This is a genomic window from Sporosarcina koreensis (genome assembly GCF_001531445.1).
Taxonomy (GTDB): Bacteria; Bacillota; Bacilli; order Bacillales_A; family Planococcaceae; genus Sporosarcina; species Sporosarcina koreensis_C.
In genome coordinates, this window is the sequence record NZ_LQYA01000393.1 from 1 (window position 1) to 738 (window position 738).

Below are 738 nucleotides of genomic sequence, written 5' to 3' on the forward strand. Positions count from 1 at the left end.
TCGCCTAGCGCGGTCACCTGGGTCGGCCCCGCCACGGTCAACGACCCGCCTGCGCTGCTCCCGGCAGAGTTGCTTATCGTGAAGGACCCGGCGGTCGTCGTTCCGCCCGACGCAGCGGTGCCACGCGACCCCGATGCATCGATGATCAGGCTGGCCAGGGTCATCGCCCCCAGTTGCGCCGGAATGTCGAAGCGGGGAGAGACAAGGACTCCCACACTGCCTCCCGTCGCGTTGCCGACCGCGCCATCGACGCCTGGCTGCCCGGTCGGCGCCTCGCCGCCCGTGCCGCCCTGACCGGACTGGCCGAAGGCGGTCAGCGTCGTGGTACCGGCGCTGACCTGCCCGCCATAGCCGGTCAGCGCGATATCCCCGCCCTGGCCATTGCCGCCTGCGCCACCATTGCCGCCATTGCTTTCGAAGCCACCGTCATTACCGCGCCCGCCATCGCCACCGATGCCTGTTGCGAAAACGGAGAGTTGGCCGAACGACGCCTCTCCGTCAGCCTGGGTGGTCACGGCGCCACTGATCGCGCCGACCTGGACGAAGCCACCGATGCCGTTGCCACCGGCACCGCCAGTGGCGACGCCTTCGGAGTTGGGCAGCCCCTCGCCCATATCGCTGCCCAAGCCGCCCGTCCCCGTCGCCGACAGAAATGTATCGCCAAAGGCCACACTGCCTACCCCGGCGGTGGCCGCCACGAGAATCCGACCGCCCTGGCCGTCACCACCCGCGATTCCG

At 69.9% G+C, this 738-nt stretch carries 1 pseudogene; it reads right to left on the bottom strand.

What is annotated here, in order from left to right:
• A pseudogene (locus AWV70_RS22570) lies at positions 1–626 on the bottom strand (hypothetical protein); the annotation flags it as partial.
• Positions 627–738 lie beyond the last annotated feature (112 nt).